The sequence below is a fragment of the Massilia sp. BGA-UO-ETr-WB1 genome (assembly GCF_059567845.1).
The window spans coordinates 432,756-457,623 of sequence record NZ_JCAQOT010000024.1; the positions used below are offsets into that span (position 1 = coordinate 432,756).

The 24,868-nt window shown below is 66.7% G+C and carries 19 protein-coding genes; 9 read left to right on the forward strand and 10 right to left on the reverse strand.

What is annotated here, in order from left to right; genetic code table 11:
* The first annotated feature begins 174 nt into the window (after positions 1 to 174).
* Together AC56DV_RS15155 and AC56DV_RS15160 are read left to right on the forward strand one after the other, a co-directional pair.
* The gene (locus tag AC56DV_RS15155) at positions 175 to 1,203 is read left to right on the forward strand and encodes a LacI family DNA-binding transcriptional regulator (protein ID WP_496315101.1); all 1,029 of its coding nucleotides are present in this window, start codon (positions 175 to 177) and stop codon (positions 1,201 to 1,203) included.
* Positions 1,203 to 2,552 (forward strand): MFS transporter, encoded by a 1,350-nt coding sequence (locus AC56DV_RS15160; protein WP_496315102.1) that lies wholly within the window; start codon positions 1,203 to 1,205, stop codon positions 2,550 to 2,552. Before AC56DV_RS15155 ends, AC56DV_RS15160 begins: the two co-directional genes overlap by 1 nt.
* A 12-nt stretch (positions 2,553 to 2,564) precedes the next feature.
* Here the strand turns inward: AC56DV_RS15160 and guaD are convergent, their stop codons facing one another.
* Both guaD and AC56DV_RS15170 read right to left on the reverse strand, forming a co-directional pair.
* Positions 2,565 to 4,001, reverse strand: a complete 1,437-nt coding sequence (guaD, locus tag AC56DV_RS15165; protein ID WP_496315103.1) for a guanine deaminase — start codon at positions 3,999 to 4,001, stop codon at positions 2,565 to 2,567.
* 122 nt (positions 4,002 to 4,123) lie between these two features.
* On the reverse strand, positions 4,124 to 4,747 hold the full coding sequence (locus AC56DV_RS15170; RefSeq protein ID WP_496315104.1) for a TetR/AcrR family transcriptional regulator: 624 nt from the start codon (positions 4,745 to 4,747) through the stop codon (positions 4,124 to 4,126).
* Positions 4,748 to 4,829: 82 nt separating this feature from the next.
* Here AC56DV_RS15170 and AC56DV_RS15175 point away from each other — a divergent pair, with 82 nt between their 5' ends.
* Genes AC56DV_RS15175 through AC56DV_RS15185 form a run of 3 tightly spaced genes read left to right on the forward strand, consistent with a single transcriptional unit; the run spans position 4,830 to position 9,387 of the window.
* Positions 4,830 to 5,966 (forward strand): acyl-CoA dehydrogenase family protein, encoded by a 1,137-nt coding sequence (locus tag AC56DV_RS15175; protein ID WP_496315105.1) that lies wholly within the window; start codon positions 4,830 to 4,832, stop codon positions 5,964 to 5,966.
* Between the two features lie 43 nt (positions 5,967 to 6,009).
* On the forward strand, positions 6,010 to 7,215 hold the full coding sequence (locus AC56DV_RS15180; protein WP_496315106.1) for an acetyl-CoA C-acetyltransferase: 1,206 nt from the start codon (positions 6,010 to 6,012) through the stop codon (positions 7,213 to 7,215).
* A gap of 21 nt (positions 7,216 to 7,236) precedes the next feature.
* The gene (locus tag AC56DV_RS15185; protein WP_496315107.1) at positions 7,237 to 9,387 is read left to right on the forward strand and encodes a 3-hydroxyacyl-CoA dehydrogenase NAD-binding domain-containing protein; all 2,151 of its coding nucleotides are present in this window, start codon (positions 7,237 to 7,239) and stop codon (positions 9,385 to 9,387) included.
* Positions 9,388 to 9,414: 27 nt separating this feature from the next.
* Here AC56DV_RS15185 and galE read toward each other — a convergent pair whose 3' ends face one another.
* A complete protein-coding gene (gene galE / locus AC56DV_RS15190; protein WP_496315108.1) occupies positions 9,415 to 10,416 on the reverse strand; it encodes a UDP-glucose 4-epimerase GalE in 1,002 nt (333 codons plus the stop codon).
* A gap of 163 nt (positions 10,417 to 10,579) precedes the next feature.
* Here galE and AC56DV_RS15195 point away from each other — a divergent pair, with 163 nt between their 5' ends.
* Positions 10,580 to 11,725: an acyltransferase family protein gene (locus AC56DV_RS15195; RefSeq protein ID WP_496315109.1), complete on the forward strand. Its 1,146-nt coding sequence runs from the start codon at positions 10,580 to 10,582 to the stop codon at positions 11,723 to 11,725.
* A gap of 19 nt (positions 11,726 to 11,744) precedes the next feature.
* Here the strand turns inward: AC56DV_RS15195 and AC56DV_RS15200 are convergent, their stop codons facing one another.
* The 7 genes from AC56DV_RS15200 to AC56DV_RS15230 all read right to left on the reverse strand — a co-directional run bounded on the left by AC56DV_RS15200 (position 11,745) and on the right by AC56DV_RS15230 (position 20,459).
* On the reverse strand, positions 11,745 to 12,692 hold the full coding sequence (locus AC56DV_RS15200) for a methyltransferase domain-containing protein (protein ID WP_496315110.1): 948 nt from the start codon (positions 12,690 to 12,692) through the stop codon (positions 11,745 to 11,747).
* 81 nt (positions 12,693 to 12,773) lie between these two features.
* Entirely contained in the window at positions 12,774 to 14,753 is a 1,980-nt protein-coding gene (locus AC56DV_RS15205; protein ID WP_496315111.1) for an acyltransferase family protein, read from the reverse strand.
* Positions 14,754 to 14,774: 21 nt separating this feature from the next.
* Complete coding sequence (locus tag AC56DV_RS15210) at positions 14,775 to 15,842, reverse strand: glycosyltransferase family protein (protein ID WP_496315112.1); 1,068 nt, start codon at positions 15,840 to 15,842, stop codon at positions 14,775 to 14,777.
* 7 nt (positions 15,843 to 15,849) lie between these two features.
* The gene (locus tag AC56DV_RS15215) at positions 15,850 to 16,821 is read right to left on the reverse strand and encodes a glycosyltransferase family 2 protein (RefSeq protein WP_496315113.1); all 972 of its coding nucleotides are present in this window, start codon (positions 16,819 to 16,821) and stop codon (positions 15,850 to 15,852) included.
* Positions 16,818 to 17,942, reverse strand: coding sequence for a DegT/DnrJ/EryC1/StrS family aminotransferase (locus AC56DV_RS15220; protein WP_496315114.1), 1,125 nt, complete (start codon positions 17,940 to 17,942; stop codon positions 16,818 to 16,820). Before AC56DV_RS15220 ends, AC56DV_RS15215 begins: the two co-directional genes overlap by 4 nt.
* A gap of 34 nt (positions 17,943 to 17,976) precedes the next feature.
* Complete coding sequence (locus tag AC56DV_RS15225; RefSeq protein ID WP_496315115.1) at positions 17,977 to 18,948, reverse strand: WxcM-like domain-containing protein; 972 nt, start codon at positions 18,946 to 18,948, stop codon at positions 17,977 to 17,979.
* A gap of 44 nt (positions 18,949 to 18,992) precedes the next feature.
* Positions 18,993 to 20,459, reverse strand: a complete 1,467-nt coding sequence (locus AC56DV_RS15230) for a lipopolysaccharide biosynthesis protein (RefSeq protein WP_496315116.1) — start codon at positions 20,457 to 20,459, stop codon at positions 18,993 to 18,995.
* Positions 20,460 to 20,669: 210 nt separating this feature from the next.
* Between AC56DV_RS15230 and AC56DV_RS15235 the strand changes: the two genes are divergently transcribed.
* The 3 genes from AC56DV_RS15235 to AC56DV_RS15245 all read left to right on the forward strand — a co-directional run bounded on the left by AC56DV_RS15235 (position 20,670) and on the right by AC56DV_RS15245 (position 24,813).
* Entirely contained in the window at positions 20,670 to 22,127 is a 1,458-nt protein-coding gene (locus AC56DV_RS15235; RefSeq protein ID WP_496315117.1) for a UbiA family prenyltransferase, read from the forward strand.
* Between the two features lie 329 nt (positions 22,128 to 22,456).
* The gene (locus AC56DV_RS15240; protein ID WP_496315118.1) at positions 22,457 to 23,746 is read left to right on the forward strand and encodes a nucleotide sugar dehydrogenase; all 1,290 of its coding nucleotides are present in this window, start codon (positions 22,457 to 22,459) and stop codon (positions 23,744 to 23,746) included.
* The gene (locus tag AC56DV_RS15245; RefSeq protein WP_496315119.1) at positions 23,746 to 24,813 is read left to right on the forward strand and encodes an SDR family oxidoreductase; all 1,068 of its coding nucleotides are present in this window, start codon (positions 23,746 to 23,748) and stop codon (positions 24,811 to 24,813) included. Before AC56DV_RS15240 ends, AC56DV_RS15245 begins: the two co-directional genes overlap by 1 nt.
* Positions 24,814 to 24,868: the final 55 nt, after the last annotated feature.

A 24,868-nucleotide genomic window follows, 5' to 3' on the forward strand; every position in this document is an offset into this window, starting at 1 on the left:
TGTTGTCAGTACCATGTGGTCACGTTACCACCTCGGCTGCCGTCCTACGGCCAACGTTTTGCTCAACTTTTTGATCGTTTCAGTAAGCGTTTGATTTTTATAATGAATTTTTTATTGAATCGATTTTACGGCTTGTGGTATCGTGACCACATTGCAGACCGGCGGTGAGAGAACATGGGTAAGACGAGCAAACTGAGCGAAGTGGCCAAGGCCGCCGGCGTATCGCCGATTACGGCCTCGCGGGCGATCCGGGGCACCGGCTATGTGTCGGAAGCGGCGCGCGCGCGCGTGATGGCGGCGGCGGCCCAGCTCAACTACACGCCGGACATGCTGGCGCGCCGCATGCGCGGCGACAAGAGCAACCTGATCGGCATCTTCGTCAACAACTACGGTTCCCTGGTGCTGCACGAGATCACCAAGGCCATCAGCCAGGAAGCGCGCCGCATCGGCTACGACATCCTGATCTTCAACGCCGAGCGTTTCGACGGCCCGGGCCGGGCGCCCACCTGCGACATGCTGAGCAAGCTGTGCGACGGCCTGGTGCTGTTGCTGCCCAACGCCGACGACGGCTACCTGGACGTGATTGAAAAGCAGCGCATCCCGGCCGTGTTCTTCAGCTTCGAGGCGCGCGACGTGAACGTGCCGGTGGTGGCGGTGGAAAACCGGCAGGCCGCGCGCAGCGCCGTCGAATACCTGATTTCGCTGGGGCATCAGCGCATCGCCTTCATCGCCGGCTCCAAGGGCACCGGCCAGAGCGCGCAGCGCGAGAAGGGTTATATCGACGCGCTCACCGCCGCCGGCCTGCCGGTGCTGCCGGAACTGATGGAGGTGGGGCGCTTCGTGCAGGCCGGCGGCTACGCGGCCACCGAAAGACTGCTGGCGCTGGAGCAGCTGCCCACCGCCATTTTCGCCGCCAACGACGAAATGGCCTTCGGCGCCATCGACGCCATCCACAGCAAGGGCCTGAAGGTGCCGGGCAATATCTCGGTGATGGGCTTCGACGACATCCCCACCGCCGCCGGCGTGTTCCCCACCTTGAGCACCATGCGCCAGCCGCTGCAGGAAATGGCCGCGCGCGCGGTGGGCGAGGTGGTGGAGATGATCCAGGGCGCGCCCGCCGCCTCGAAGAAGCTGGCCTTCCCGATGGAGCTGGTGGTGCGCAATTCCACCGGCCCCGCGCCCGGCGTCACGCTGGCGGCCTGATGTCCGCCGACGGCGCCGCGCTGACAGCCGCACCGCCCGGGCGCAGCCGTGGCGCGGCGCTGCCGCTGACCGCCGCCGGCCTGTTCGCCGTCGGCTGCTGGCTGATGCTGGGCGACCTGGGCATCGCCATGCGCGAGCGCGTGGCCCTGCCCAGCGGGCTTGAGCTGCTGCGCCGCAACGCCGCCTCCGACACCACCACTTCGCTGCTGCTGGCCACCGTGCCGGCCGTGCTGAGCGTGCTGCTGGTGCCCTTCATCGGCTACCACTCGGACCGCTTCCGCAGCGCCTGGGGCCGGCGCCGTCCCTTCCTGCTGGTGATCGCGCCGATCGGCTGCGCCGCCATGCTGGGGCTGGCCTTGTCGCCGGTGCTGGGCGCCTGGACCGACGCCATGCTGGGCGCCAGTTCGCCCGGCGCGCGCATCTGCAACCTGGGCTGGTTCTGCCTGTTCTGGACCGTGTTCGAGTGCGCCGCCATCAGCGCCGCCTCGCTGTTCACCGGCCTGGTCAACGACGTGGTGCCGCCGGGCCTGCTGGGCCGCTTCTTCGCCGGCTTCCGCATCGTCGGGCTCAGCCTGGGCATCGCCTTCCACACCTGGGTGTTCGCGCTCACCGACCACTACCTGGCCGAGATCCTGGCCGCCATCGGCGTGGTGTTTGCGCTGGCCATCTTCATCATGTGCGCCACCGTCAAGGAAGTGTGTCCGCCGGACGCGGGCATGGCGCCGCGCGGCCGCTGCACGCTGCTGGTGCCGCGCGCCCACATCCTCGAGTGCTTCCGCTACCGGCCCTACCTGTGGATCGTGGCGGCTTTCATGTTCGCCTGCGTCACGTTCAGCCCGTTCAACACCTTCTGCCAGTACTACGCGCAGATGATGGGCATCTCCAAGGCCGCGCTGGGCAGCATGACGGCCTATGGCTACATGTTCTCCATCGCGTCCGCCTTCGGCGTGGGCTGGCTGGCGGACCGCTACGGCGCGGTGCGCATGTCGGCCATCTTCATGGTCCTGTATTGCGGCGCCGCCGCCGCCGGCTACCTGACGGTGCGCGACGAAGGCAGCTTCCGCGTGTTCTACATGGCGCACATCATTATTTCCGGGGCCTACTTCACGGCCGCCTCGTCGATGCCGATGGCGCTGTTCCCGCGCGACCGCTTCGTGCAGTACAACTCCACCAAGGACTTGATGGTCGTGTTCGGCAATATCCTGGTCAGCAGCGCGCAAGGGCCCATACTCGATTTCTCGGGACATGACTACCGCCTCACCTTGCTGAGCGGCGCCGCCTTCGCGCTGCTGGCCATTACCTGCCTGCTGCGGCTGCGGCGGGTTACGCCCGCATTGCATGCGCGCTAACCCGCCGGCCCGCTAGTTATTGCCGTAGTCGTAGCCGCCCGTGCCCGTGGTGACGGCCACGCGCTTGCCCATCAGATAGGTCTGCTCCACGGCGCGGTCGTCGCCCAGCGTTTGCAGCACGAACAGCTTGTCCTCGATGCTGGCGGCGCGCTGCATGCGGAAGCGCAGCAGGTCGGTGGCGTTGGGGTTGAGCACGATGAAGTCGGCCTCGTTGCCGGTCTTGAAGTTGCCGATCCTGCCGTCCAGGTCGAGCGTCCTGGCGGCCCCCAGCGTGGCCAGGTAGTAGGCTTTCAGCGCGGTGAGCGGGCGCTGCTGGTCCGGCGTGTCGCTGAAGGCCTTGTGCAGCTGGATCGCCTTGTAGGCTTCGTTCATGGTCTGCAGCGCCGAGAAGCTGGTGCCGGCGCCTACGTCCGTGCCCAGGCCCACGTGCACGCCGTAGGCTTCCGCCTTCTGCAGGTCGAACAGCCCGCTGCCGAGGAAGAAGTTGGAGGTGGGGCAGAAGGCCACGGCGGACTGGGTCTGCGCCAGCGAGGCGAACTCGTCGTCGCGCAGGTGCACGCCGTGCGCGAACACCGAGCGCTTGCGCGACAGGCCGTAGCGGTTGTACACGTCCAGGTAGCCGCTGGACTCGGGGAACAGCTCCTGCACCCACGCCACTTCGCCCTTGTTCTCGGACAGGTGGGTGTGCATGTAGACGTCCGGGTGCTCCTGCAGCAGGCGGCCCGCTTCGGTCAGCTGCGCCGGCGTGGAGGTGGGCGCGAAGCGCGGCGTCACCGCGTACAGGGCGCGGCCCTTGTTGTGCCAGCGCTGGATCAGCGCCTTGCTGTCGGCGTAGGACGTGGCGGGCGTGTCCAGCAGCCAGGACGGCGCGTTGCGGTCCATCATCACCTTGCCGGCGATGATGCGCATATTGCGCGCCTGCGCTTCCTCGAACAGCGCGTCCACCGACTGCGGGTGCACGGTGCCGAACACCAGCGCGGTGGTGGTGCCGTTGCGCGCCAGCTCGTTCAGGAACACCTTGGCCACGCTCTTGGCGTAGGTCTTGTCGGCGAACTGCCGCTCGGTGGGGAAGGTGTAGGTCTCCAGCCACTGCAGCAGCTGCTGGCCGAAGGAGCCTATCATTTCCGTCTGCGGGTAGTGCACGTGGCTGTCGATGAAGCCGGGCATGATCAGCTTGCCGGAGTAGTCGACCACGTTCACCTGCTGGTAGTTGTTCAGCACTTGCGCGGCGGGGCCGACGGCTTTCACCTTGCCGTCCGCGCCCACCAGCAGCACGCCGTCCTCGTAGTATTCGTAGGGGTGCTCGCTGGTGGCGGGGTCCGCCACGAAGTGCAGCACGGAGCCGCGGTAGGCGGTGCTTTGGTACTGGTATTGATCCTGATTTTGCTGGGCGATTGCCGGGAACGCCGCCGCCAGCGCGGCGGTGCACACTGCTGCTACTAGTTTCATAAAAGTCTCCGTATAGAAATTATGTCGGCAGAGGTATATGCCGATACAGAATCTAAAAGGAGGGCCTGGTGGGTACTATATGAAACGGGCTATGTGTCTATTTGTCGGAACCGCTTGCCAGCTCAGTTGAATGCGGTGCGCATGATGGCGGCGGTGGCCTCCTGCTGCAGCTCGGCCAGTTCGTCGTGCTTGGGACGGGTGTCGGACAGGAAGATCATCAGGCCTATCATTTGCGACACGATCAGCGCGCCGCGGATTTCGCATTGGCGCTGCGTCAGTTCCGGCGCAATGTCGCGCATCAGGTTGCGCAGCGTGCGGCGCGCGCGCGTCAGCATGGTGTCGAACATCTTCGAGGCATAGGGATGGCGATTGGCCAGCGCGGCGATCTCGAAAAACAGGCCGCTGGAAATCTGGTCGCGCAAGTCGTCCAGGAAGTAGTCGATGATGGCCTGGAACACGGCCTTGCCGCTGCCGCTGCCGGTGCCGGTGCGCTGAGCCAGGCGTTGGTCGATGCCGGCCTGGTAGCCGTCGAAGGCCTGGTTCAGCAGCGCCTCCAGCAGCACTTCGCGGCTGGGGTAGTAGTGCTGCACGGTGGACAGGCTGACGCCCACCCGCGAGGCCACGCTGCGCATCGACAGCGCGCCATAGCCTTCGGTGCCGAGTATCTCGCGCGCCACGGACAGGATGGCGCCGGCCCGCTCGTGGCCCTTGGTGGTGGTGTTCGATTCCTTGCGTGGCTTGGTCATGGCGGATTGCGCTTTTTCAGAAAATAGGTCAACATACCTATAAATAATAGGTCGAATGACCTAAAAACACAAGGAGACAACTATGATCCCCCGTACTTTGTTCACCGAAGAACACGACATGCTGCGCGAATCGGCGCGCCGCTTCATGGAAACCGAAGTGCTGCCGCACCACGAGCGCTGGGAAGAGCAGGGCTATGTGGACCGCGAGGTATGGCAAAAGGCGGGCGCCGCCGGCTTCCTGTGCGCCAGCATGCCGGAGCAGTACGGCGGCGCCGGCGCGGACCAGCTGTACAGCGTGGTGCTGATCGAGGAACAGGCGCGCATCAACGCCACCGGCCTCGGTTTCGGCCTGCACTCGGAAATCGTGGCGCCCTACATCCTGCATTACGGCAGCGAGCACCTGAAGTCGCACTACCTGCCCAAGCTGGCCAGCGGCGGGATGGTGGGCGCCATTGCCATGACGGAGCCGGGCACCGGTTCGGATCTGCAGGGCGTGCAGACCACGGCCATCCGCGATGGCGATCATTACCTCCTGAACGGTTCCAAGACCTTCATCACCAACGGCTGGCACGCGGACGCGGTGATCGTGGTGGCCAAGACCGACCCGGCGGCCGGCGCCAAGGGCATCAGCCTGTTCGTGGTCGATACCGCGATGGCCGGCTTCTCGAAAGGCAAGCGCCTGAAGAAGGCCGGCATGAAGGCGCAGGACACTTCCGAGCTGTTCTTCGACAATGTGCGCGTGCCGGCCGCCAACCTGCTGGGCGAGGAAGGACGCGGCTTCGCCTACCTGATGCAGGAGCTGCCGTGGGAACGCCTGCAGATCGCCATCATGGCGGTGACCTCGGCCGAAGCGGGCCTGGACTGGACCCTGCAGTACACGCGCGAACGCAAGGCCTTCAAGCGCGCGCTGAGCGAGTTCCAGACCGTGGCGCACGCGCTGGCCGAAATCAAGACCGAGATCACCTGCATGCGCGTGTTCGTGGACCGCTGCATCGAGCTGCTGCTGGAGAAAAAGCTGGACGCGGCCACCGCCTCGATGGCCAAGCTGGCCGCCACCGAGATGCAGTTCAAGGTGCTGGACCGTTGCGTGCAGCTGCACGGCGGCTATGGCTATATGTGGGAATACCCGATCACGCGCGCCTGGGCCGACGCCCGCGTGCAGCGCGTCTACGGCGGCACCAGCGAGATCATGAAAGAACTCATCAGCCGCAGCCTGTAAGCAGCCAATAAGCGGCAGCTTGAATCCTACTTTGGAGCGGACAATGGAAGCATACATCTACGACGCCGTGCGCACCCCGCGCGGCAAGGGCAAGAAGGACGGTTCGCTGCACGGCGTGACGCCGATCCGCTTGGCCGAAACGGCGCTGCGCGCCATCGCCTCGCGCAACGCGCTCGACACCGCGCTGGTTGACGACGTGGTGCTGGGCTGCGTGGAGCCGGTGGGCGAGCAGGGCGCCTGCATCGGCCGCATCGCCGTGCTGGCGGCGGACTACGCGGAGAGCGTGGCGGGCGTGCAGATCAACCGCTTCTGCGCCTCCGGCCTGGAAGCGGTCAACATGGCGGCGGCGCAGGTGATGGCCGGCCAGTCGGACATGGCCATTGGCGGCGGCGTGGAAGCCATGTCGCGCGTGCCCATGGGCGCCAGCGGCTGGGCCTGGCCGGTGGACCCGCAAGTGGCGTTCAAGACCCACTTCGTGCCGCAGGGGATATCGGCGGACGCCATCGCCACCCTCCACGGCTACAGCCGCGCCGACGCGGACGCCTACGCCGCCGAGAGCCAGCGCCGCGCGCACCATGCGCAGCAGCAGGGCTGGTTCGACCGCAGCGTGGTGCCGGTGGTCGACCGCAATGGCCTGACCATCCTGGCGCGCGACGAATTCATCAAGCCGGGCACCACGGCCGCCTCGCTGGCCGCGCTGAAGCCCGCCTTTGCCGACATGGGAGAGCAGTTCGGCTTCGACGCCGTGATCCGCAAGCGCTACCCGGAAATCGAGCAGATGCAGCACATCCACCACGCGGGCAACAGCTCCGGCATCGTGGACGGCGCGGCGGCGGTGTTGATCGGCAACCGCGCGGCCGGCGAGCGCGCCGGGCTCAAGCCGCGCGCGCGCATACGCGCCTTCGCCTCGGTCGGCTCCGAACCGTCCATCATGCTCACCGGCCCGAGCTACGCGGCCGAGAAGGCGCTCAAGCGCGCCGGCATGAAGGCCTCCGACATCGGCCTGTGGGAACTGAACGAAGCCTTCGCCTCGGTGGTGCTGCGCTTCATGGAAGTGCTGTCCGTGCCGCACGACAGGATCAACGTGAACGGCGGCGCCATCGCCATGGGCCATCCGCTGGGCGCCACCGGCGCCATGATCCTGGGCACGCTGCTGGACGAAATGGAACGCCGCGGCGTATCCACCGGCCTGGCCACGCTGTGCGTGGGCGCCGGCATGGGCACGGCCACCATCATTGAACGCATTTGAAGAATAGAGGATAACCCACCCATGATTAACGTGAAAATCGACGCGGACGGCATCGCCACGCTGAGCTGGGACATGGTGGGCCGCAGCCAGAACGTGCTGAATGCGGAAAGCTGCCAGATGCTGTGCGACCTGATCGACGAGGCGGTGGAAGACGGCGCCGTCAAGGCCTTGCTGATGACCTCCGCCAAGCCGGACTTCATCGCCGGCGGCGACCTCGAATGGCTATTGGACACCAGCGACGCGGGCGTGCTGTTCGAGCGCGTGATGCGGCTGCACCGCGCGCTGCGCAAGCTGGAGGCCTGCGGCAAGCCGGTGGCCATGGCGCTGCCCGGTTCCGCCCTGGGCGGCGGCCTGGAAGTGGCGCTGGCCGGCCACTACCGCGTGGCGGCGGACAATCCGAAAGCCCGCTTCGGCCTGCCGGAAGTGACGCTCGGCCTGCTGCCGGGCGGCGGCGGCACGCAGCGTTTGCCGCGCCTGATCGGCATCCAGAAAGCGCTGCCGCTGCTGTTGGAGGGCAAGCGCCTGAAGGCGGCCGATGCGCTCAAGGCCGGCATCCTGCACGCTGTGGTGGCGCCTGGCGGCGAGCAGGAAGCGGCGCGCGCGTGGCTGCGGGAAGCCATGCTGGCCGCGCCCTCCGAACGCGTGCAGCAGCCGTGGGACGCCAAGGGCTACAAGGTGCCGGGCGGCGCGGTGGCCGCGCCGGCGGTGCAGCAGACCATCATGGCGGCCAACGCCATGGTGCACGCCAGGACCTGGGGCAATTACCCGGCACCGATGAACATCCTGTCCTGCGTCTACGAAGGGCTGATCACGGACATCGACACCGGCCTGATGACCGAGGCGCGCTACTTTGCGCAGACGGTGCTGTCGCCGGAAGCGAAAGCCATGATACGCACCCTGTTCTTCAGCATGGGCGAGGCGAATAAACTGGCCGCGCGCCCGGCCGGCGTGCCGCAGCAGAAGTACGGCAAGGTCGGCGTGCTGGGCGCGGGCATGATGGGCGCCGGCATCGCCTACGTGGCCGCCAGGGCGGGTTTGCAGGTGGTGCTGATCGACCGCTCGCAAGCCGATGCGGACAAGGGCAAGGCTTATTCGCAGGCGCTGCTGGAGAAGCAGGCCGCGCGCGGCCAGGCTGCGCCGCAGCAGGCAGCGCAGCAAGCCGAAGCCCTGCTGGCGCGCATCACCGCCACCACCGACTACGCGCAGCTGGCGGGCAGCGACATCGTTATCGAAGCGGTGTTCGAGGACCGCGCGCTGAAGGCTGCCGTCACGGCGCAGGCGGAAGCGGTGCTGGCGCAGGAAGCCATCTTCGCGTCCAACACGTCCACCTTGCCGATCAGCGGCCTGGCCGAAGCGAGCGCGCGCCCGGCCAACTTCATCGGCCTGCATTTCTTCTCGCCGGTGGACAAGATGCCGCTGGTGGAAGTCATCGTCGGCAAGCAGACCAGCGAGGCCACGCTGGCGCGCTCGCTGGACCTGGTCAAGGCGCTGGGCATGACGCCCATCGTCGTCAACGACGCGCGCGGTTTTTACACCAGCCGCGTGTTCTCCACCTATGTGCTGGAAGGGATGGCCATGCTGGCCGAAGGCATCGCGCCCGCGCTGATCGAGAACGCCGGCCTGCAGGCCGGCATGCCGGTCGGCCCGCTGGCGCTGACGGATGAAGTGTCGAGCGAGCTGATCGACAAGATCGACCGCCAGACCCGGCTCGACCTGGGCGACGCCTACCAAAGCCGGCCCGGCCACGGCGTGGCGGCGCGCATGGTGCAGCTGGGGCGCATCGGCAGGAAGGCGGGGCAGGGTTATTACGACTATCCGGAGGGCGGCAAGAAGCGCCTGTGGCCTGGATTGGCCGAGCACTTCCCGCGCGTGGCTGCGCAGCCCTGCGTGGCGCAACTGGTGGAGCGCCTGATCGCGGTGCAGGCGGTGGAAACCGTGCGCTGCATGGAGGAGGGCGTGCTCACCACCGCGCGCGACGCGGACGTGGGCGCCATCCTCGGCTGGGGCTTCCCGGCCTTCCGCGGCGGTCCGCTGAGCGAGGTCGACAAGGATGGCGCGGCGGCCTTCCTGGCGCGCTGCGAACGCCTGGCCGCCAGCCACGGCGAGCGCTTTGCGCCGCCGGCGCTGTTGCGCGGCATGGCGGCGTCGGGCAAGACGTTCTACGGCGGCTGAGGCTGCATTAAGCCGCCCTAAGCGACCCTAAGCCGCGCCGGCGCTCTGGTAGCGCCAGGCGTCGCGGCACATCTGGTCGATGGCGCGCTCGGCCTTCCAGCCCAGTTCGCGTTCGGCGCGGGTCGGGTCGGCGTAGCACTGCGCCACGTCGCCGGGACGGCGCGGGCCGACCTGGTAGGGCACCGGCCGGCCGCTGGCGGCGGCGAAGGCTTGCACCATCTCCAGCACGCTGTAGCCGCGCCCGGTGCCCAGGTTGTAGGTGAGCAGGCCGGGCGCCTGCGCCAGCCGCGCCAGGGTGCGCACATGGCCCAGCGCCAGGTCGGTCACATGGATGTAGTCGCGCACGCCGGTGCCGTCCGGGGTCGGGTAATCGTCGCCGTGCACCGCCAGCACCGGGCGCTGCCCGGCCGCCACCTGCGCCACGTAGGGCAGCAGGTTGTTGGGAATGCCGTTCGGCGTTTCGCCTATCAGGCCGCTTTCATGCGCGCCCACCGGGTTGAAATAGCGCAGCAAGGCCACCCGCCATTGCGGATCGGAATGGCACAGGTCGCGCAGCATTTCTTCGATCATCAGCTTGCTGCGCCCGTAGGGATTGGTGGCCGACAGCGGGAAGTCTTCGGTGATGGGCACGCTGGCCGGGTCGCCGTAGACGGTGGCCGACGAGCTGAACACCAGGGTGCGCACATTGAATTCGGCCATGATTTCGAACAGCACCAGGCTGCCGGCCACATTGTTGTCGTAGTACTCCAGCGGTTTGCTGACCGACTCGCCCACCGCCTTCAGCCCGGCGAAATGGATCACCGCGCCGATGGCGTGCTCGCGGAACACGGCGCGCAGCGCGGCGCGGTCGCGCACGTCGGCCTGCACCAGCGGGAAGCTGCGCCCGGCAATGCGTTCCACGCGCTGCTGCACCGCAGGCTGCGCGTTGCTCAGGTTGTCGAGAACGACGATGTCGTGGCCTGCGGCCAACAGTTCGACGCAGGTGTGCGAGCCGATATAGCCCAGTCCGCCGGTGACCAGTATTTTCATAGCATTTCCAGAGTAAGAAGCTTCCAGCCGTGATAATAAATTGCTATGGTTTTTTTGCCTACAGTTTTTATCGGCCAGTCCAAGCGAACGCGCGTTTTCCTTGAAATCCATTAAAGTTTGAACAACACTGTGACTGAGCTTGTTAACTCACTCCTTGCCGAGTATGTTCACAACTAATGGCGTGTCTGCCGACACCGACGAAATTTTTCCGCTGACAGGGCTGCGTTTTATCGCGGCCCTTTATGTGTTCATTTTTCATATCCAGTTGCGCTGGCCGCTGGCGCCGGAGTCGGCATTCCTAACCAACCTGCTCGGCCAGGGCGCGATCGGCATGAGCTTGTTTTTCATCCTGTCGGGCTTTGTGCTGGCCAAGCGCTATCACAGCGGCAAGGACAGTTTCAAGGATTACATCGTCAACAGGTTTGCGCGGATCTACCCGGTGTACCTCGTGGTCGCGCTGCTGACGGTGCCCTGGATGGGCGTCGACTTCAATGCGGAATCCGCCTACGGAACCTTGCGTCATGTGATCACTGCCGCCATGCTGGTGCTGGCTGAATTGCTGGTGATCCAGGCCTGGTTCCCGCAGATGTTTCACATGTGGAACAACGGCGGCAGCTGGTCGATTTCAGTGGAAGTATTTTGCTATCTGCTGCTGCCCTTCATCCTGGCCAGGGTGGTGGTGCTGGGCGATGCGGGACTGCGCCGCCTGGCGCTGGCTGCATACGGACTGGCATTGTTGCCGGGCATGGTGCTGGTCCTGCTGGGCGGCGACCAGGTGGTGTTCTACAGCCTGCCGATCTACCGCCTGCCGGAATTTGTCATGGGCGTCTGCACCCTTGAAATACTGCGCCGCGGTTTGCTGTCGCCGCGCCTGGCGTTGCTGCTGCACATCCCGGCGCTGGCGCTGCTGGTCGTTTATCTCGGCCTGGCGGGCAACAGGCTGCCGGGGTGGATCACGCACAACTGGATCGTGCTGCCGGTGATAGCCTTGACGATCTACGCGGTGACGCAGGGCGGCGTGCTGGCGAAACTGCTCGGCAGCCGGCTGCTGGTATGGTGCGGCCACATCAGCTACTCCTTCTATTCCTTCCAGATCGTGCTCCTGCTGGTGCTGAAATCGCAGCACGCGGCCATCGTCGGCCACCTGCCGCTGCTGGCGGACAACCGCATGCTGCTGCTGGCGGCGTTCGCCGTGCTGATGGCCCTGTCGGCGTTCGGATACCACTGCATTGAAGAGCCTTGCCGGAAATGGATCAGGCGGCGCGGCAAGTCGCACTGGGGGCTGGCGCCGCCGGCTGCCGCCGCTTAGCAGTCCCTCGTCAGCCGCTTCAGCAGCGCGAGCCCCGGAAGCCGCGCAGCAGTTCGCGGTCGGGCAGTGGCTCGCCCTGCAGGCGGCCGAAGAAATAGAAGCCGGAAGCGGCGTCATAATCGCTTTCGTTGGCATGCACCAGGTAGTCCAGCCAGCGCAGCGGATAGGTGCCGAGCAGGCCGGCCAGCTTGAGCCAGCGCCGCGTGCGCGGGCGGTCCGACAGCGCCGCCAGCGCGTAGCGCATGATCTGCCCGGCGCTGGTGCCGGTGCCGGCCGTGGTGCCGCTGCGCAGCTCCGCGAAATGGCGGAACAGCCTGCGGTGGCCCAAGTGGGTAAAACGGGTGAAATCATATTCGCGCATGTGCACCGGCTGCATGAACGGTGTCTCGGCATACACGTAGCCGCCCGGCTTGAGCACGCGGCGTATTTCCTCCACGCAGCGATAGGGGTCGAGCACGTGTTCCAGCACGGCGCAGGCCACGCAGGCGTCGAAGCTATGCGCCTCGAAGGGCAGGTCGTGCGCGTCGGCGATGCAGCTGACGTGCTTGCCGAACGCCACGTCGGTGTAGACCACGTTGCCAGCCAGCATGCGTTCGCCCGCGCCGATGACGAGAATGCACGCCTGCGGCTGTTCGGCCAGGATGGCCGCCAGCGCGTCGGCCACGCCGAAATCGCGCCGGGGCGGTTCGGCATCCATCAGCCGCATCATCGCGCGATGGTAGAGGCGGCGCAGGCCGGTGCTGCGGTCCAGCGTGCCGGAATAACCGCTGGCGCCGTCGTAGCCGCCGTAGCCATCCTGGGGCAGATAGTCGGTTTCGCTGAAGACGCTGTTGCTGTGGTGAAGCAGGACAGGAATGCCGTGCACGGTGGGATAGTCGCGGCCGCATTGCTCGCAGCGCCAGCTGGTGAGGGCGGTCTTGTGCACCGGACAGGCGTAGGACACAGGAAACTGCAGCGCTTCGCTCATGGCATTCCCTCGCGTGGCATTGATAGTTGACTATATCACAACGGAAGAGCGGCGGATCTGCCCGCCGGCATCTGTTCGCAATCAGCGCGCTATTTCCCGGATCTGACTGGCCAATTGCACACGCTGGGCAATAAGGCGGGACCCGTCAACGGAGAAGTGGCCGCTATCGCGGTAGAGCATGGTGCCATCGACCATGGTGCGGCACGAAGCGCCATTGCATAGCCAGCCATCAAAGCTGATCACGGGTATGCCTTCCTGCTGCATGCGTTTCAGCAGCGCCAGTACCGGCGCCCTGCGCGCGTGGTATTCGGCGACGCTGACAGCGCAGCCTGGCATTCCACCGAACGAAAAGGCGCCGCTCAGCTCGCGTTCAAGGCAGTTGCCAACGTTGAAGTCGGCGGAAGGCGGCGGCGCCACCAGCACGACACGTTTGCCGAGTTGATGAACCGCGTCGATGGTACGGCGCAGACCGGCATATGCTGCAGCAGGCTGCGTGGGAACGGTCCGATAGTCTTCTCCGTCTTGTATCAGGTGCGCGCGATGGCGGGCATCCAGGTACTGGCTCAGTGGACTTGAGAGCACCACCGTGTGTATGGATTTCGTATCGCGCAAGTAGGCCAGCACGTCCCGATTAAAACGGATGCAGCCTATGCTCCAGGCATGATCTTCCGTATTGGAATGCCCCTGCGACGCCAGCATGCGCGGGGCTATTCCCATCAGCGGGCCGCACTGGCTCTTGGTGGCTTGCGCAATACCTTGCGGCTCCCAGTTCTCCGCCAGGCCGGGCACAAGATGCATGGCGTAGGAGTCGCCCCAGACCAGCATGGTGGGAGCATCCCCGGTCCGGCATTGTTTCCTGGGTTCGAAAGCCCCGTCGTATTCGCAGGTCGCGGCCAGGCCGATGTTCGGGCGGCGCACGGTTTCGAAATCCAGCGCTGGCCTGGACTGCAACGCCAGCGGTGAGATCAGCGCCAGGGTAGCCGAGGCGCTGACCGTGCCTGCCACGAATTTTTTCGACGGCACGAATGGGTAATGGCGCAGCGGTTCTTCGACATGGCGATACAGCAGCCAGGCCAGCAGCATGGACAGGCCCAGCGCGAGCCAGCTCGCTGCGGCCGGCACGTCCGGGGCGCTGCCCACCCATGCGTTCCTGATGAATGCGACGATGGGCCAATGCACCAGGTACAGCGAATACGACATGTCGCCAAGCTTTGCCAGCGCCTTCGTGGGAGCGGCATTGCCTACCGCGTGGCTGTCGCGCAGGATGACGACCAGGGTGGCGCAACACACCACGACCGCATTCAGGCCCGGATGGCTGCCGCCGAATGGGAACACGGGGAGGACAAACAAACACAGCAGAGCTGGCGCCAGCAGCCAGCGCAAGGCGCGCGCCGCAGGCTGGCGCTGCGCGTCGGACAGCGGCGCCAGTACCCACAGCGCGCCCAGCGAACCTATGAGCATTTCCCATGCCCGCGTCGGCAACAGATAGAACGTGGCGACGGGTTTGAAATGTGTCCCTAGCAGGCACAGCACCAGGCTGCCCAGCAGGAGCAGCGCCAGCCCCGCCATCCAGCGCTTCGGCCGTATCCACAGCAACAAGGCGGGCAGCACGAAGTAGTATTGCTCTTCCACTGCCAGCGACCAGACGTGCAACAAAGGCTTCAGGTCGCTGGCGCCCTCGAAATAGCCGCTTTGCTGCCACAAGACGATATTGCCCGTGAAGGTCAGTGCGCCCAGTACCTGGCGGCTCAGGTCCTGCAATTCCTGCCGATTCAGGAACCATGGCGCCAGCAATGCCGTTGCGAGCAGCGTGGTGTAGGCCGCCGGCAGCAGGCGCTTCGCGCGGCGGAAATAAAAGTCAACCAGGCTGAATTGATTGTTCATGATGGCGCGCGCCACCAGCGTTGTGATCAGGTAGCCCGAGATGACGAAAAAGATGTCAACGCCGAGATAGCCCGCGGTCAGGCCGCCTATGTGGGTGTGGTACAGCACCACCATCAATACTGCCAGTCCGCGTAGCGCTTGAATATCTGCGCGTTGATTTTTGGGGACTGGCTTCATGCGTTGCCTGCTTTCAGCTAGTCAATGCAAGAGGCCGCTTAGTACGCCCAACAACAGGCGGGCCTGTTCCTCCATCGAATAGCGCTGCTGCACCGAAGCGCGGGCGGCGCGGCCCACGGCGGCGCGCAGCGCCGGTTCGCGCAGCGCATCCAGGCAGCGCATCCAGTCCTCTTCGCTGGAGGCCAGGAAGCCGTTTTCGCCTTGCCGTATCAGCGGCTCGTAGGAGGGGATGGGCGTGGCGATGACGGGCAGGCCCACGCACATCTTCATGCTCAGCCGGTTCTCCGATTTCACCTGCCAGCTGGGCGCGGCCTGGCCGGCGCCGGCGCCGTGCCCGGTGTCCACCGGGATGATGCCGATGTCGGCTTGCCGCATCTGCTCGTACACGCCGCTGGGGTGCCAGGCCACGCAGCGGATGCGGCGGTTGGCCAGGAAGCGCAGGTAGGTCCAGCCGCGCCCCTGCTCGGCGGCGCGCGCCAGCTGCCACTTGGCTTCGCGCAGGCGCTGCACGGGCTGGCCGGGCGGGCGGTAGCGGCCCACGATGGTCACGCGCAGCCACGGCGGCGGCTCGGCGATCACGGGCAGGCGGTCCAGCTGGGCGGACGTGACCAGCACCGCGCGCAGCGGGTGCGCCGGGGTGGCGCGGCGATGGCCCCAGTCGCCCTTGTGCACGTCGGGCCGCTCGATGCCGTCGTGCACCACGTGGATCTTGTGCTGCAGCGCGGCCGGATACAGGCTCTTCAGGAATTCGGTGACGGTCACGGTGGCGTCGGTGGCCGCCGCCATGGGCGCGTCGACCAGGTCGCATACGCAGTACACGGTGCGGATGCCGGCTTCGCCCAACTGGCGCGCCAGCGCCACCGCGCTCGGTCCCTGCACTTTCTGGAACACGACCAGGTCGTAGCCGCCCGCCGCGATGGACGGCAGCAGCCCGTCCAGGTTGGGCGTTTCGGTGGCGGTGGCCGGCTCGAACACGATGTGCGGCTGGCAGCCGGCCGCGCGCAGCAGCGGGAACATGTTCAGCGCCGCCACCCGCGTGCTGGGGATGGGGCGGGCTGAATTGGACAGCAGGATGAAACCGATCTTCATGCCGCGCTCATTTGCCTGCCATGCCCAGCGCCGCCAGCAGGCGCTTGGCGCCGTCGCGCCGGATGCCGAGCGTGCTGGCCAGTGCCAGCAGCGCGGCGCGCGGCTTGCGGGTGTGGCGCGCGGCCGACCACAGGCAGGCGCGCGCGCGGCTGTCGCCGTGCACATACAGCTGGTAGGCGGCCGACCACAGCGCCTCGCCCCAGCGCGCGCGCTGCGCGGCGTTGAGCGCGCCGGCGCTCAGCCAGCGGTCGTGGATCAGGAACAGCGTGTAGCAGTGCGCGGCGGACGGGCGCACGAAGGTGGTGCGCACGATGGAGGTGGACACGATGCGGTAGTGCGCCACCGGCCCCGGCTCGTAGGCGAAGTCGTGGGCGGCGGCCAGGCGCAGCCACATGTCGTAGTCCTCGTACGTCAGCCGCTCGTCGTAGTAGCCGGCGTCGGCCAGCGCCTGGCGCCGTATCAGGGTGGCCATGGCGGGGATGAAGTTGCCGTCGGCCAGCGCGGAAAACACCTTGCCGGACGGCGGCTGGAAATTGGGCCGGTGCTGCTCGATGAAGCGCAGCGGCAGCGGCTTGCCTTCCTCGTCCATTTGCCAGGCGTCCGAGTACAGCACCGCCACGCCGGCGGGCTGGGCGCGCATGGCGGCCAGCTGGCGCTCGATCTTGTCGGGCGCCCACATGTCGTCGGTGGCGATCATGCTGATGAATTCGCCGCGCGCGCCGGCGATGGCCTCGTTCAGCGTGGCGCAGATGCCGGCGTTTTTCGTGTGGCGGGTAAAGCGCGCGTCCGGCCGGTGCTCGGCCAGCCAGGCGGCGATCAGGTCGGCCGAGTCGTCGCGCGAGCAGTCGTCGGTGACGATCAGCTCGAAGTCCTGGCAGGTCTGGGCGCGGATGCTGTCCAGGCAGGCGTGCAGAAAGCGCGCGTGGTTGTAGCACAGCGCGATGACGGTGACGGCCGGCCTGGCGGATTGCGTGGTCATGCCGCTTTTTCGTCCGCGCCCGCGCCGGCGCACAGCTGGCGGCACGCTGCCGCAACTTCGGCTTGCTGGCTGTCCTGCATTTGCGGCCAGAACGGCAAGCTCAGTACCTCGGCGTGGATGGCTTCCGAAACCGGGAAACGGCCCTGCGCCAGATTCAGTTCGGCGTAGGCCGGCTGCAGATGGGGCGGCACCGGGTAGTGGATGATGGTCTGGATGCCGCGCGCGGCCAGGCCTTCCTGCAGCTGCTGGCGCCGGGCGCTGCGCACCACATACAGATGCCACACCGGCTCGGCCCACTCCGGCACGTGCTGCGGCGCCAGGCCGCTGCCTTCCAGGCTGGCGCTGTACTGCGCGGCCAGCGCGCGGCGGCGCACGTTCCAGCCGTCCAGCAGCGGCAGCTTGGTGCGCAGCAGCGCCGCCTGCAGTTCATCCAGGCGCGAGTTGTGGCCCTGCACTTCGTTGTAGTACTTGACCTTGGAGCCGTAGTTGCGCAGCGTGCGCAGCTGCTCGGCCAGCGCGTCGTCGTTGGTGACGATGGCGCCGCCGTCGCCCAGCGCGCCCAGGTTCTTGCCGGGGTAGAAGCTGAAGCCGGCCGCGTGGCCCAGGGTGCCGGTGCGGCGGCCCTTGTAGCGCGCGCCGTGCGCCTGCGCCGCGTCCTCCAGCACCTTCAGGCCGAGGCGCGCCGCCAGTTCCATGATGGGGTCCATGTCGGCCGGCTGGCCGTACAGGTGCACCGGCATGATGGCGCGCGTGCGCGGCGTGACGGCCGCCTCGATCAGGGCCGGGTCGATATTCATGGTGCGCGGGTCCGGCTCCACCGGCACCGGCGTGGCGCCGGTGTAGGACACCGCCAGCCAGGTGGCGATGAAGGTGTTGGACGGCACGATCACTTCGTCGCCGGGACCGACGCCCCAGGCCTTGAGCGTGAGGAACAGCGCATCCAGGCCGTTGCCCACGCCGATGCAGTGGCGCGCGCCGCAGTAGTCGGCGAACTCGCGCTCGAAGGCGGCGGTCTCGGGACCGAGGATGAAGTTGCTGGAGTCCAGCACGCGGCGGTAGGCGTCATCCAGCTGTGGACGCAGTTCGGCGTGCATCGCGCTCAGGTCGAGGAAAGGAATCATGGCGTATCGTGGGTGGCGGTAAAGGAGAAGGGGGTCAGGCGGCCGGCGCGGCGCCGCGCGCCAGCGCCAGGAACTGGTCGTAGTCGCGCACGTAGTCGCTGCCCTGGTAGACGTCCGAGCACAGCACCAGCAGGATGGCGTCCGGGCTGTACTTGTAGTGCACGCGCCACAGGCGCGGCGGCACGTGCAGGCCGATGGTGGGCGTGTCCAGCACCACTTCGTCGCGCGAGGTGCCGTCGTCCAGCGCCACCGAGCACGAACCGCGCAGGCAGACCAGGAATTCATGCAGCTCCAGGTGGGCGTGCTCGCCCCGCACTTCGCGGCTGGGGACGTCGAACACGACGAAATAGCGCTTGGGCGGGAAGGGCAGGTGCTGGTCGATTTCGCCGTACACCAGCGCGCCGCGCAAGTCTTCCACCAGCGGCATGGCGTGCAGTTTCGCGCCCGCCACGTTGAGCGCGCGCGGCAGCGACGCCTGCGCTGCGGCCGGCAGCGGTGCGGTGCGCGACGGCGCCGGCTGGGCGTCCGCCTGCGGCGAGGTGCTGGCGTAGCCGGTGATGCGGGCCGGGTTGCCCACCACGATGGCGTTGGGCGGCACGTCGCGCGTGACCACGGCGCCGGCGCCCACCATGGCGTTGCGGCCGATGCTCAGGCCGGGCAGGATGGTGGCGTTGGCGCCGATCGAGGCGCCCTGGTGGATCACGGTGGCCGGCCATTCGTCGGCGTACTGCCGGCTGCGCGGGTAGCGGTCGTTGGTGAAGGTGGCGTTGGGGCCGATGAACACGTCGTCCTCCACCGTCAGCCCGTCCCACAGCTGCACGCCGCACTTGATGGTGACGCGGTCGCCGATGCGCACCTTGTTTTCAATGAAGACGTGGTCGCAGATATTGCAGTCGGCGCCGATGACGGCCCCGGGCAGCACGTGGGCGAAGGCCCAGATGCGGGTGCCGGCGCCGATCTGTTCGGTCTCTACCAGGGCGTGCGAGTGTTGGAAGTGGTCGGGCATGGGGCGCGTGGGGTTCGATTAAGCTGACGGGTTATGCAGACTGGTTACGCTGACTGGAAGCGGCCAGCCACGCTGGCCAGCATGGTGGCTTCCGCGCTGGCGGCCGGGCGTCCCGCAGCATGCCAAAGCGTCAAGACCATCGTAACATAGCTGATGGCGCCGGCACAGATGCAAACGGCCAGCTGCGCCAGCGCCGGCCACGGCTGGGCGGCGCCGGCCAGCTGCCGCTGTAGCAGCAGCACCACAGCGCCCATCACGGCGGCGCCGGCCAGCGGGCGCCACAGCGCGCCGAAGTAGCGCGCCGCGCCCAGCCCGGTCATCCGCAGGAACACGATGTGCAGCGGCACCAGCACCACGCAGGACATCACCAGGTGCACCCAGGCCGCGCCCAGCGCGCCGTACTGCAGGCTGGCGTAGGCCAGCGCCGGCAGGTACAGCACCAGCATGGCGCCCGACAGCATGGTGTTGGCCTTGGGCTTGCCCAGCGCCACGATCACCATGATCAGGTTGGACTGGATGGCGCTGGTCAGGCCGCACACCGTAAACAGCTGCAGCAGCGGCACGGCGGCCGCCCATTGCGGTCCCAGCAGCACGGCCACGGCCGGGCCGGCCACGCAGGCCAGGCCGACCGACATGGGGAAGGCCAGCAGGCCGATAAAGCCGAACACCGACAGGAACTTGGCGCGCAGCGCGTCCAGGTTGGCCGAGTTGGCCGAGTAGGCCGGGAAGGCGGCGCGGTTGATCGGCGCGATCAGCTCGGTCGACGGCAGCACGGCGATCTCGCTGGCCACGTTGTACAGGCCGAGGTCGTGCGCGCCCACGGTGCGGCCCAGGATGAAGCTGTCGGACTTGTTCTGGAGAAATACAATCAGGTTGGACACCAGCAGCCACTTGGAAAAATGGAACAGGTCGCGGCTGGCCGCCAGCGAGAAGCGCGGCCGGAACGGGTGCACCTTGTAGCTGAGCAGCACGGCGCACACCTTGCCGACGATGATGCCGCCCACCAGCGCCCAGTAGTTGCGCAATGTAAACGCCAGCACCATGGTCACCGTGAACGAGATCAGCTTTTTCGACAGCAGGAAGCGGAATTCCTGGCCGAAATTCATCTGCTTGCGGAACGTGACGGTGCCGATGTTCTCGGCGCCCTGCACCAGCGCGCCGATGGCCAGCACCGACAGCACCAGCTGCAGCTTCGGTTCGCGGTAGAACTCGGCGGCGAACGGCGCGCACACCAGCAGCAGCAGGGCCACGCTGGCGCTGAACAGCAGGTTGTAGGTCCAGGCCGTGTCGAAATGGTGGCGCTGGGCGTCCTGGCGCTGGATCAGCGCGACGTCGAAGCCGAACGCGCCCATCAGCTCGATCAGGGTCAGCACCGACATGGCCATGGCCACCAGGCCGAAGTCGCCCGGCGTCAGGATGCGCGCCAGGATCAGGGTGCTGGCCAGGCCGATGCCGCGCTCGACCAGGCGCAGCGCCATCATCAGGCCGGCGCCGCGCGCGAGCGCACTCATGCCGCGCCCCTGGCGGGCGGCTGCTTGGCCGGTGACATAGTGTTATGAAGCAAAATAAGAGGCAAAATAATGCAATTGGATTAACTGATGTTGTGTATTAGAACACAAAACGCCCGCTTTGCGTTTTGTTAAATAGTCACAACGGGCAGTAGGAGCGGCGGCCATTCCTTTAATATAATGACAAATTACGATACGCGCAGGGAAATCCCGATGGAACATGCAAACCGCCCGCTGGAACATGGGAACCACCCGCTGGTGGTGGACCTGGATGGCACGCTGACGCCGACCGACACCCTGGTCGAATCCGGGATCAGGCTGATCCGGCGCTCGCCGGCGTCGCTGCTGCGCATGCCGTTCTGGCTGCTGTCCGGGCGCGCCGGCTTCAAGCGCGCCATCGCCGAGCGCTGCGGCATCACGGCCAACAGCCTGCCCTACCACCAGCCGCTGCTGGACTACCTGCGCGCGGAAAAGGCGCGCGGGCGCCGCATCGTGCTGGCCACCGCCGCCCACAGCAGCATCGCCGACGAGGTGGCCGGCCACCTCGGCCTGTTCGACCAGGTGCTGGCCACCGGCGCCGGCGACAACCTGAAAGGGGCCGCCAAGCTCAGCATGATACAGCGCGAAGTGGGCGCCGACTTCGTCTACGCCGGCGACAGCCGGGCCGACCTGCCGGTGTGGCAGGGCGCGCGCGGCGCCATCCTGGTCGGCGCCAGCGCCCGCACCAGCGGCATCGTGCGCGGCGGCACGGTGCCGGTGGAGCGCGAGTTCAACGGCCACAGCCGCTCGCTGAAAGTGTGGCTGCGCGCGCTGCGCGCCCACCAGTGGCTGAAGAACCTGCTGCTGTTCGTGCCGCTGTTCGCCGCCTTCTCCTTCCTCGACCTGGCCAAGCTGGGCCACCTGGCGCTGGCCTTCGTGGCCTTCTCGCTGGCGGCCTCGGCCACCTACGTGGTCAACGATTTGTGGGATTTGGAAGCGGACCGCGCCCATCCGCGCAAAAAGATGCGGCCCTTCGCCAGCGCCCAGCTGCCCATCCTGCAGGGCCTGGTGGTGGCCGGCGGCGCGCTGGCCGTGGCGCTGCTGCTGGCCGCGCTGGTGTCGCCGGGTTTCCTGCTGGTGCTGCTGCTGTATCTGCTGCTCACCAGTTCATACACCTGGGTGCTCAAGGAATACATGCTGATCGACGTGCTGATGCTGTCGCTGCTGTATACCCTGCGCATCCACGCCGGCGCGGTGGCCACCGGCATCACGGCCAGCTCCTGGCTGCTGGCCTTTTCCGTGTTCGTCTTCCTCAGCCTGGCGCTCATCAAGCGCTGCTCCGAGCTGGTGCTGCTGCAGCAGGAAGGGCGCACCGCCACCCGCGGGCGCGACTACCGCGTCAACGACCTGGTGGTGCTGTGGCCGCTGGGCGTGGGCGCGGCGCTGAGCGCGGTGGTGGTGCTGGGCCTGTTCATCAGCGCGCCGGAAACCCAGGCGCGCTACCACACGCCGGACCTGCTGTGGCTGGCCGCCTTCGGCATGATTTACTGGCTGGGCCGGCTCTGGATCAAGACCTCGCGCGGCGAAATGCACGACGATCCGGTGGTCTACGCGGTGCGCGACAGCGGCAGCCGCGTCGCCATCCTGGCCATCGTGGCGCTGGCGCTGGCGGCGCGCTTTTTGTACCTGTAGGCGTTATTTGTTTCCTGCTGGATTCTTATTAGATTCCTGTTGGAATTGTGGAACGGGTGCTATGATGAGGAAATATCGCTATGAAAATTGCAACAGATATTGTATTCTAGTACACGGTTCGCGTTGAGTTTCCAACTGTTAATTCTCGACTGAAACTGTGCGGCATGAAACTGTGTGGCGCAAGCCCAACAGTTCAGCCTGCATCAGCGGCGGCATGATCCATGGCCGCGCAGTAGCGCTAAAATGGATGCCCGCCCAGGCTGACCCGCGCGACGCATCACGAACTTGTTATTATTTAGCAAGATATTTTATCTCTGTATGGGTTTGAAATGAACAATGCCAAGGTAGTTGCGGTTGTCGGTCTGGGCTATGTGGGGTTGCCGCTGGCAGTGGAGTTCGGCAAGAAGCGGCCCACCATCGGGTTTGACTTATCCGAACGCAAGATCGACAGCTACCGCCGCCATTGCGACCCGACCGGCGAGGTGTCGCCGGCCGAACTGCAGGCCGCCACGCAACTGCAGGTGACCACCGATCCGGCCCAGCTGGCCAAGGCCGACTACATCGTGGTGGCCGTGCCCACCCCGGTCGACAACGCTCACAATCCCGATTTCTCGCCGCTGGCCGGCGCCAGCGCCACGGTCGGCCGCCACATGAAAAAGGGCAGCATCGTGGTGTTCGAATCGACCGTCTACCCGGGCGCCACCGAAGAGGTGTGCGTGCCCATCCTGGAGCGCGAGTCGGGCCTGAAGTGGAAGCAGGACTTCCACATCGGCTACTCGCCCGAGCGCATCAACCCGGGCGACAAGCTGCACACGCTGACTACCATCCTGAAAGTGGTGTCCGGCGACGACGCCGCCACCCTGGACGAGGTGGCCGCGCTGTACGAATCCGTGGTCACCGCCGGCGTCTACCGCGCCTCCAGCGTCAAGGTGGCCGAGGCGGCCAAGGTGATCGAGAACACCCAGCGCGACCTGAACATTGCCCTGATGAACGAGCTGGCCCTGATCTTCGACAAGATCGGCATCGACACGCTGGAAGTGCTGCAGGCGGCCGGCACCAAGTGGAATTTCCTGCCCTTCCGTCCGGGCCTGGTGGGTGGCCACTGCATCGGCGTCGACCCCTACTACCTGACCCACAAGGCCGACATGGTGGGCTACCACCCGCAGGTGATCCTGGCCGGGCGCCGCATCAACGACGGCATGGCCAAGTTCGTGGCGGAAAAAACCGTCAAGACCATGATCGCCGCCGGCTGCCACGTCAAGGGGTCGCGCGTGATCGTGCTGGGCCTGACGTTCAAGGAAAACTGCCCCGACCTGCGCAACTCGAAGGTGGCCGACATCATCACCGAACTGAAGAGCTACGGGGTGGAAGTGCACGTGCACGACCCGGTGGCCGAATCGGACGAGGCGGTGCACGAATACGGCGTCGAGCTGGAGCGCTGGGACGACCTGCCGCGCGCCGACGCCATCGTGGCCGCCGTGCCGCACGCCGAACTGCTGGCCATCCCGCACGGCGAACTGTGCTCCAAGCTGACCCCGCTGGGCTGCTTCATCGACGTCAAGTCGGCCTTCGACCTGGCGCCGATCGCCGCGTCCGGCCACGCGGTGTGGAGGCTGTGATGAGCGTGGCGCCGGCGGCCTACCTGGAGCGGCAGCAGCAGCTGCGCGACCAGCCGCGCCACTGGCTGGTGACGGGCGCGGCCGGCTTCATCGGCTCCAACCTGGTCGAGGCGCTGCTCAAGCTGGGCCAGCGGGTCACCGGGCTGGACAATTTCGCCACCGGCCACCAGCACAACCTGGACCAGGTGCGCGACGCGGTGGGCGAGGACGCCTGGCGGCGCTTCCGCTTCCTGCGCGGCGACATCCGCGTGCCGGCCGACTGCGCGCAGGCCTGCGAGGGGGCTGACTACGTGCTGCACCAGGCCGCGCTCGGCTCGGTGTCGCGCTCGATCGCCGACCCGCAGACCACCAACGACGTCAACATCACCGGTTTCCTCAACATGCTGGCCGCCGCGCGCGACGCCAAGGTGCGGCGCTTCGTCTACGCCGCCTCCAGTTCCACCTACGGCGACCACCCGGACCTGCCCAAGATCGAGGAGCGCATCGGCAATCCGCTGTCGCCCTACGCGGTCACCAAGTACGTCAACGAGCTGTACGCCGGCGTGTTCGCGCGCTGCTACGGCACCGAAACGGTCGGCCTGCGCTATTTCAACGTGTTCGGCCCGCGCCAGGACCCGCACGGCGCCTACGCCGCGGTGATCCCGCAATGGGTGGCGGCGCTGATCCGCAACGAGCCGGTGTTCATCAACGGCGACGGCGAAACCAGCCGCGATTTCTGCTTCATCGACAACGTGGTGCAGGCCAATGTGCTGGCCGCCACCGCCGCCGCGCCGGGCGCGGCCAACCAGGTCTACAACGTGGCGCTGAACCAGCGCACCAGTTTGAACCAGCTGTACGGCATGATGGTGGCCCTGCTGCGGGAACGCTGCCCGCATCTGGACCAGCACCGGCCGCAATATGCCGGCTTCCGGGCCGGCGATGTGCGCCACTCGCAGGCGGACATCGGCAAGGCGGCGCAGCTGCTGGGCTTTGCGCCCACGCACCGCATAGAAGAAGGCTTGGCCGTTGCGATGGACTGGTATGTCGGCAGTTTGACAGCCGGGCGAAATCAACAGAACGCACAATAGAACGGCAAGGCCTGCGTACGGCCTGCCCCGTCATCCATCGCCGCGAGTAGTACGC